The organism is Paracoccus sulfuroxidans, assembly GCF_007830335.1.
Lineage (GTDB): Bacteria > Pseudomonadota > Alphaproteobacteria > Rhodobacterales > Rhodobacteraceae > Paracoccus > Paracoccus sulfuroxidans.
Window position 1 is genome coordinate 1 of sequence record NZ_VLKU01000020.1, and the last position, 6,897, is coordinate 6,897.

Below are 6,897 nucleotides of genomic sequence, written 5' to 3' on the forward strand. Positions count from 1 at the left end.
CGGACTGTCAAAGGTCGGGAGGGCGGGGTGGTGCGGCCCGCAGCGCAGAGCGCGAGGACACGGCCCGCCTGGACGACGACGCGCGTCCCGCGCGGCGCTTGCCTCTTGACCGGCCGGGGCAGGCATGTTGGGCGGACACCAAAGGAATAAAAGTTGTCGGGGCCGGGCTGAGCGCGGGCAAGGCCCGCGTCGATGCCCGGTCACGTCCGTCGAATGACCACGGCCCGCGTGCATGGCGCGGGCTGCCGATGGATCTTTTAAAACATCAAAGCCGAGAGCGCGCAGCGGCGGCCCGGCTGCATGTGCAGGAGTGGCGGGAGAGGTTGGAGATAAAAAGATACCCCCGCCAGGGCGGGGGCAGTTCCCTTCGCTGCCCGAAGGAACGGGCACAAACCGATGAGCTACCGGCTTGTGCATCCAATGGCATTGGAGACCGTCAGGGACCGAATTGTCAATGCGGGCCAGTTTCTCAGCATCAAGCAGTCGCTCGGTGAAGGGTCAAGACAACCGTGTTGATCCTCACGCCGACCTCCGCAAAGCTCTCGGGGGGCAGGGCGTCCCATATCCCACGCCAGCCGCGCGCATGGGATTGCGCCCAACGGCGGAACTTCTCATGTGCCGGGGTTTCGTTCACCTCGGCAGAGGCGGGCAGAACTGCGCGCAACGTGCCGCCCGGTTTCAGGAAGTCGAAGGCATGGCGCACATGCGCCATCCAATGGGTGCCAGCGAAGGGCGGGTTCATCAGCACCAGATCATAGACCGGCTGCGGCTTCACCTTCAGGAAGTTTGCGCAAGTGACATGCAGGCGGGGATGGCCGAGGCCGACAAGGCTGTCGGCGCGGGCCGGGTGGATCTCGACGGCATCGACCTGCGCGCCTTTGGCAAGTGCAGCCTTGGCAATGTTGCCGATCCCGGCGGAGGGTTCCAGCACGCGGGTTTCGTCGGTGATCCGAACATCATGCAAGAGATGGTCAACCACTTCGGCAGGCGTGGGGTAGAAGGAGAGATCCTTTGCAACGGCGGTGCCGGTCGGGCGGTAATCCTCCGGGCGGGCGGTGTCGGGGGCCGCGTCGGCGAGGGTTGCACCATAGAACCGCGCCAGCTCCTTGTTGACGGCTTCGACCAGATCAGGGCGCGTGAACCACAGATGGCAGTTGCCGTTCATGAAGCATTTGGCGCGGAAATAGGTGGTTTCGACTTCGGACTGGTGCGGGTCAAATCTGCCTGCCCGGTGGCGTGACAGGTGATTGACCAGCTCGCCCGCATTGTCTGGCATCTTGTCCAGCAGGGCGAAGGCGCGCTCGACATCGTTCAGCGTGTGGCGGATTTCGCCATAGTTGAAGCTGCCAACGTCATTGAACACGCGGGTAAAGATCATGCGGCTACCGATCTTGAAGCCATCATGCGAGCGGAAACGACGGTCCAGACTGGCAAAGGCACGGGCCAAGCCGCGCAGAAAGATCAGGTCGGCGTCCCCCATGAGGCGCTGAATCGTCGCGGTGATGTTCTCGACCGTTGCGGCGGGCACGTCGCCTCGCATGGCCTCTTCCATGAGGCTGCGTTCTTTGGCGTCCATGATCCGGCTCATGCCGGTCGTTTCGATCATGCGCGTCCAGATCGCGGAATCCAGTTCCGAACGAAAGGCGGCAAAACTGGCTTCGGGGTCAAAGCGCCCGGCGAAGAGATGGCTTGTCCTGTCCTGTTCGCTGCGATCGGTCCGGGGCGAGTGCCAGCCGCCATGCGCCGCCTTGGCGATCTCGGCGGCGGCTTCGGACTGGTGATAGGCTTTCTTCAAGGCGGCGGCGGCTTGCTCCATCAAGGCAAGCGCCTTGTCGCGGCTGGCGCAGATTTCAAAGAGGTTAGCAGGTACGGTCAGGGCTCCGGCAGCGGCCGGGTGATTGCGGTCGTGATGGGTCATTGCGCAATCCTTCTCTCCGGCCCGTTCAGGACCGCGATCATGGCCCCGAGAACGGTCGCGGGATTATCCAGGTAATTGGCGGCAATGGCGATTGGCACGGGTTTGGGGGTGACCAGTTTGCCATCCGGCATGCGCATGGGCTCGGACTGATAATAGATCGCGAGTTTCGGGACGCCGTTCGCGGTGCGATAGGCAGGTTTCACAAAGTAGGTCATGGCATGTCCTTTCTGTGGCGCTGGCGGCGGGGTCTGTTGCCCCGTTCCGCCGATGGGCTGCGCCTCGGCCAATCTGTGACCGAATACGCATGTATTCGGCGGAACAGAGTGGGTGAGGGCGAAGCCCGACCCACGGGCCTGCACCGGACTGTCAAAGGTCGGGAGGGCGGGGTGGTGCGGCCCGCAGCGCAGAGCGCGAGGACACGGCCCGCCTGGACGACGACGCGCGGAACGGGCGGCGCTTGCCTATTGACCGGCCGGGGCAGGCATGTTGGGCGGACACCAAAGGAAAAGAAAGGTCGTCGGGGCCGGGATGAGCGCGGGCAAGGCCCGCGTCGATGCCCGGTCACGTCCATGGATTTGACCATGGCCCGCGCGCATGGCGCGGGCTGCATCCGATCTTCTCTTGCGTCAGGGATCGCACCCCGGAGGGCCGAGACGGGCAGGGCAGGGCCACCCGGACCGGGGGTCAGGCAGGCGGCTCGGGACGAGACGGCTGATCGGCCGCCGCAGCCAGGTTGCATCGCCCTGACTGGCTCGGGCGCAGGCCGGTTTTGCCGGCCAAGCGAGAGCCCGGTGACGCCCGCCGGGAGCGGGCGGCAGACGCCCAAGAACTATGCAGAGATGAGCCAGTTTTAGCCGAGCAGTTAGCGATTGTTGGAAAGATGAATTTCGACTCGAATACCGTGCTATATTACTCAGATCAGATGGCTCACGCATCGCGTGTCTGAAGCTTAGGCTCCGTCACAAAATGCAATATAGTCATGGTGATGGAGCAAGGTGTCTTCATACGAAGGCGCCTTGTTTCCATTTGGACACTTCTTTTTCATCTTCGCTGGCCGCTACGGGCGCAAAGCGCCGGGCGCGATTGGGGCAGGGGCGGCGTTAGCCGCCCCTGTTCTTCTTCAATCGTCGATCATGTTGTCGGGGTCTTCGCCGCGTTCTTTCGGGGGGAAGAAGACGAGTTCGGTGACGGCGATCGGGAAGTTGAGGACGAGCTTGAAAGCGGCTTTTGAGCCTTCGCGCTGCTGGAAGAGGGTTCCGACCGGGGTGAAGCGATCCTTGCCGTCGGAGGTTTTGTAGGGGACGGTTGCGCGGTAGTAGATGGTCATGGTGATGCTCCTTTTTTCCGTGCAGTCGGAAAGGCCCGGATCGTCAGGGCAGGGATCAACTGCTGATTTGTCTTGCGCGAGGAAGGCCCGCAGGGCCGGGGAAATCAGTGGTTGAAGGCGGGGGCCTTACCCGCGCCGGTCGCTGGCCGATCCGGGGCAGATTGCACACCAAGGAAAAAAGCGAGGCATCACCCATCGTCCTCGGCCGCGCGATCCCCGAAGACTGGCGGCAAGGATCGTTTCACCCCGAGAGAGCAACAGTGACAGCGCGAAGGCGGTCCTGCCGCAGCTCGTTTCCCCGGCCCATCGCCGTCACCGAATTCGTCTTACGCAGCGATTGCGCGGTGTGCGTGATTTCGACATGATCGACGATTGAAGAAGAACGATTGCAGAGGTGCGGACCCTTCATGGTCACTCTAACCGATCGGACTCGGTTCACGGTTGCGACCAGACAGGCGGAGGACTCGAACAAGCTCGGCGACAGCGCCTGACCGCGCAGCGGTGGCCCGGCGCGGCCCAAGCGCCGGTCCGTCATTGGCGCCGGATCTTCGGCGGCAATGCCGGACAACCGGGACTGACCTGGAACAAAAAAGCCGCCCCCGAAGGGACGGCAGTTGCTCATCACCACAGATGAATGGGGCAGGATCAGCGATCCGGTAAGGTATAGTCCAGGAGCCAGGACGGGCCGTGGCTGCGGCGCAGGCGACAGAGGTCCGGCGATTGGTGGGGATTGTCGGGCTGGGTGATCCAATCGGCCAGCAGGTGGGCTTTCCAGTCCCGCCCGAACTGGTCTCGCAACGCGCGCAGGGCGGCGATCTGGGCAGGATCGGGCAGCGGGCGGATCGAAGGGGCTAAGGCTTGGGCCATGTCGTCATCCTTGATCCGGCAGGCGATGGCCATGCGCATTGCGCGGCACGAGGTCAAAGGGCAGGGCATCGAGAGTGAAACGCCCGGCGGCATAGCTGTGCAGAAAGTCCAGCAGATAAACCGGATCGGCGGGATAGGGCGCGTGGTTCCATGCGTGGCGCAGCGCGGTTCGCTCGTTGCTGGTGAGCGCGGCCAGCCTGCGGCGGGCTTCGCGCCAGCGTTCGGCGCGAAGCTTGCGGCTGCGGATTTCTGATGCGGCCCATCTGGCTGCGCGATCCTGCATGACCTCATCTTCACCGGGCTGTGTCTCTGCGATCAGGTGAGAGAGCAGGGGCAGGGCCTCGCGTTCCAGCCGTTGCTTGCGGCGCAAGGCGGCGCGCTTGCGGCTGGTGTCGGTGAACGCGTAGCGCGGGCATGTCTTATGTCGCATGTTCTCTTCTCCGGCTCGTGCAAGTGGGTTGCGTGATGGCGGCTGTGCGGGGCTAGATGGGGGGGCGTGGTTGTGACCATTTTGCTGCGTGGGATCGGGACAGGGTGGCAGCCCCGTCCCGATTTCTTTTCCTAGATGCCGTCCGGTGCCCAAGCGTCGATGCGGGCCTTCTGCGCGGCGTCGATCTTCCAGAGCGCTTGCGTATCGGGATCGCTGAACAGCCGTTCCAGCGTGGCGGCTTTGTCTTTCTTCTTGCCGCCTGCAAAGGCTCGGAACTCGGCGCTGCTGCGGTCGCAGCCGGTCAGATCGGCCAGCAGGTCTTCCAGATAGACGGCATTGACGCGCCCGAAGAAATTGGCGGCAGTGGGCGTCCAGACCTGACGAATGTTTGCCTTCACCTCGGCCTCAATCGCGTCAAACAGATGCAGCCGCCCGCCCGATGTGAAACTCGCAAAGCCGTATTTGAGGCAACGCGCCACGGTCAGGGCCAGCACGGCATTGCGGTGCTTCTCGCCCTTGGCGCGGAAGGCTTCAAAGGGATTGGCCGCGTCGTCCTCGGCTTCATCCTCGGCATCCGTGCCTGAGAAACGCGGATCAGGCGTGAAGCCCTCTGCCTCGCTCGGGGTGATGTTGCTCGGATGAAAGGCCATGTCGATGGGGCCGAAGCGTTCGGACATGGTGAAGGCCAGTAGATCGAGCGCCAGCTTGGGCTTGTCGAGCAACGCGCCTTGGACGGCAGCGTTGCGCATGGCTTGCAGGTCCGTGACCAAGGCTTGAGACAGGGCGGGCTTTTCCGCCTCCGCGCTGCCTGCGCCACTGGCGGCGGATTTGGCCGGGGTGACATGGTCCGCTTCGATCAGACCTGCCGCAATGGCGGCGTCAGCGTCCTCGGGCAAGACGATGCCTTCGCTAGCTCTCACCTCACCCGCGTAATCGACATAGACCAGCACGCCGCTGCCCGCCCGCTGCTCGGTGGTGTAGACACCTTCAAGGATGATTTGCAGGGCTTCAAGTTCGCTCTCGCCGTCCTCGTCCAAGGCATCGCCATTGTAGAGTTCGGCCAGTTCGTCGTAACGCGCCATCTGCACCTCAGTCAGTTCGCCTTCCTCGCGATAGAGACGGGCGGCGACGGCGATCTCCGACCAGTTCGGTTGCGGCTCGGCATAGGTCCTGACCCATTTCCAGCCGTTTTCGGTGTAGGTCTCGGCTGCGGCGTCCAGTTTCTCGGCAAAGACGCGATCTAGCACATCGGGGCTGTGCAGAATGGTTTCGTCATTGAAGAGATCGGCGGTGCTTTTGCCACCTGCGGCGGCATAGGCATCGAGGCCCACGAATTTGAGGCGGCGGTCGCTGCCGGAAATCCGGTGTGGCAGCACGATGGCGCGAATGTCATGCTCGTTGCACCATTTGTTGTTCTTCGCCTTGTCGAGCGCGGCTAGGATCAGGTCTTCATCCTGCGAGATGGTCATGGCCTGTGCCTGGCTCAGATTGATCTCTCCGGCTTTCAGCGCATCGAGGACCGGGGCGGGCAGGGCACCCAAGCGCACGCGGCGGCGGACATGGGCTTCGGTGACGGCAAAGGCCGCAGCCACCTGACTGACGGTCGCGTTGCCTTCCATCAGCATTGCAAAATAGGCGCGCACTTCATCCGCCGGATGCAATTCTTCGCGCGCAGAGTTCTCGGTATTGGCCCAGAATTGCGCGAGTTGAATATCCGAAGTCAGCGCCACCGGGACAAATTCCGGGGCGTCTCCGGTTTCTGCCAAGAGGTTCAGGGCACGAAGGCGGCGACCGCCTGCGACAATCTCAACCTTGCCGCCTTCGCGTGAAAGGCCGGACAGGTTTTGCATCAAGCCCACGGTGCGGATCGACGCGGCCAGCGCGGCGATGCCTGCTGGGTCGGCGTCCTGACGCGGGTTCAGCGGCGAGAGGGTGAGGTCCGAGAGGGCGAGATTGACGATCTCGGCGGCGGGGGCGGCGGCACGGCCGGGGGTTTGGTCAGTCATAGGATATGGTCCTGTTTCTGCGGTGATGTGGATTGATCGGTTGTCCGATCTGGTTTAGGTTTTTCGGTGTGCCGCCCCGAAAGGGACGACACGGGTGCAATCCTCAAAGGACTGCGTTCTGCTTCAGGAAGCGGCGTCCAATGCCAAAGGTGTCGCCCTTCCTGACCAGCGCCCACGCTTCCGCGATGCGCTGTTCCAGAATGTTTCTCGGTATCTCTCTCACCCCCTTTCCGGCTGCGCGGCGGCTCCACTTGCCCGTTCCGCCGATGGGCTGCGCCTCGGCCAATCTGTGACCGAATACGCATGTATTCGGCGGAACAGAGTGGGTGAGGGCGAAGCCCGACCCACG

Annotated in this window: 8 protein-coding genes; all 8 read right to left on the bottom strand. The window is 63.3% G+C overall.

Annotated features, from left to right (window positions below):
• Positions 1-475: 475 nt before the first annotated feature.
• Positions 476-1,918: a DUF4942 domain-containing protein gene (locus tag IQ24_RS19865; protein WP_145400119.1), complete on the bottom strand. Its 1,443-nt coding sequence runs from the start codon at positions 1,916-1,918 to the stop codon at positions 476-478.
• Positions 1,915-2,133, bottom strand: a complete 219-nt coding sequence (locus IQ24_RS19870) for a hypothetical protein (protein WP_145400120.1) — start codon at positions 2,131-2,133, stop codon at positions 1,915-1,917. Before IQ24_RS19870 ends, IQ24_RS19865 begins: the two co-directional genes overlap by 4 nt.
• 905 nt (positions 2,134-3,038) lie before the next feature.
• Positions 3,039-3,245 (bottom strand): hypothetical protein, encoded by a 207-nt coding sequence (locus tag IQ24_RS19875; RefSeq protein ID WP_145400121.1) that lies wholly within the window; start codon positions 3,243-3,245, stop codon positions 3,039-3,041.
• Between the two features lie 241 nt (positions 3,246-3,486).
• Positions 3,487-3,813: a hypothetical protein gene (locus tag IQ24_RS19880; RefSeq protein WP_145400122.1), complete on the bottom strand. Its 327-nt coding sequence runs from the start codon at positions 3,811-3,813 to the stop codon at positions 3,487-3,489.
• A gap of 77 nt (positions 3,814-3,890) precedes the next feature.
• Positions 3,891-4,112, bottom strand: a complete 222-nt coding sequence (locus IQ24_RS19885) for a hypothetical protein (protein WP_145400123.1) — start codon at positions 4,110-4,112, stop codon at positions 3,891-3,893.
• A gap of 4 nt (positions 4,113-4,116) precedes the next feature.
• Positions 4,117-4,542, bottom strand: a complete 426-nt coding sequence (locus IQ24_RS19890; RefSeq protein WP_145400124.1) for a hypothetical protein — start codon at positions 4,540-4,542, stop codon at positions 4,117-4,119.
• A gap of 131 nt (positions 4,543-4,673) precedes the next feature.
• Positions 4,674-6,548 carry a ParB/RepB/Spo0J family partition protein gene (locus IQ24_RS19895; RefSeq protein WP_145400125.1) on the bottom strand — a complete coding sequence of 625 codons (1,875 nt, stop codon included), beginning with the start codon at positions 6,546-6,548 and terminating at the stop codon, positions 4,674-4,676.
• Positions 6,549-6,651: 103 nt separating this feature from the next.
• The coding region (locus IQ24_RS20350) for a hypothetical protein (RefSeq protein WP_206751561.1) at positions 6,652-6,897 on the bottom strand (246 nt) is incomplete at its 5' end.

Coding starts and splice junctions, on each gene's coding strand:
- IQ24_RS19865 (WP_145400119.1), bottom strand. CDS start 1,918: ATGACCCATCACGACCGCAATCACCCGGCCGCTGCCGGAGCCCTGACC.
- IQ24_RS19870 (WP_145400120.1), bottom strand. CDS start 2,133: ATGACCTACTTTGTGAAACCTGCCTATCGCACCGCGAACGGCGTCCCG.
- IQ24_RS19875 (WP_145400121.1), bottom strand. CDS start 3,245: ATGACCATCTACTACCGCGCAACCGTCCCCTACAAAACCTCCGACGGC.
- IQ24_RS19885 (WP_145400123.1), bottom strand. CDS start 4,112: ATGGCCCAAGCCTTAGCCCCTTCGATCCGCCCGCTGCCCGATCCTGCC.
- IQ24_RS19890 (WP_145400124.1), bottom strand. CDS start 4,542: ATGCGACATAAGACATGCCCGCGCTACGCGTTCACCGACACCAGCCGC.
- IQ24_RS19895 (WP_145400125.1), bottom strand. CDS start 6,548: ATGACTGACCAAACCCCCGGCCGTGCCGCCGCCCCCGCCGCCGAGATC.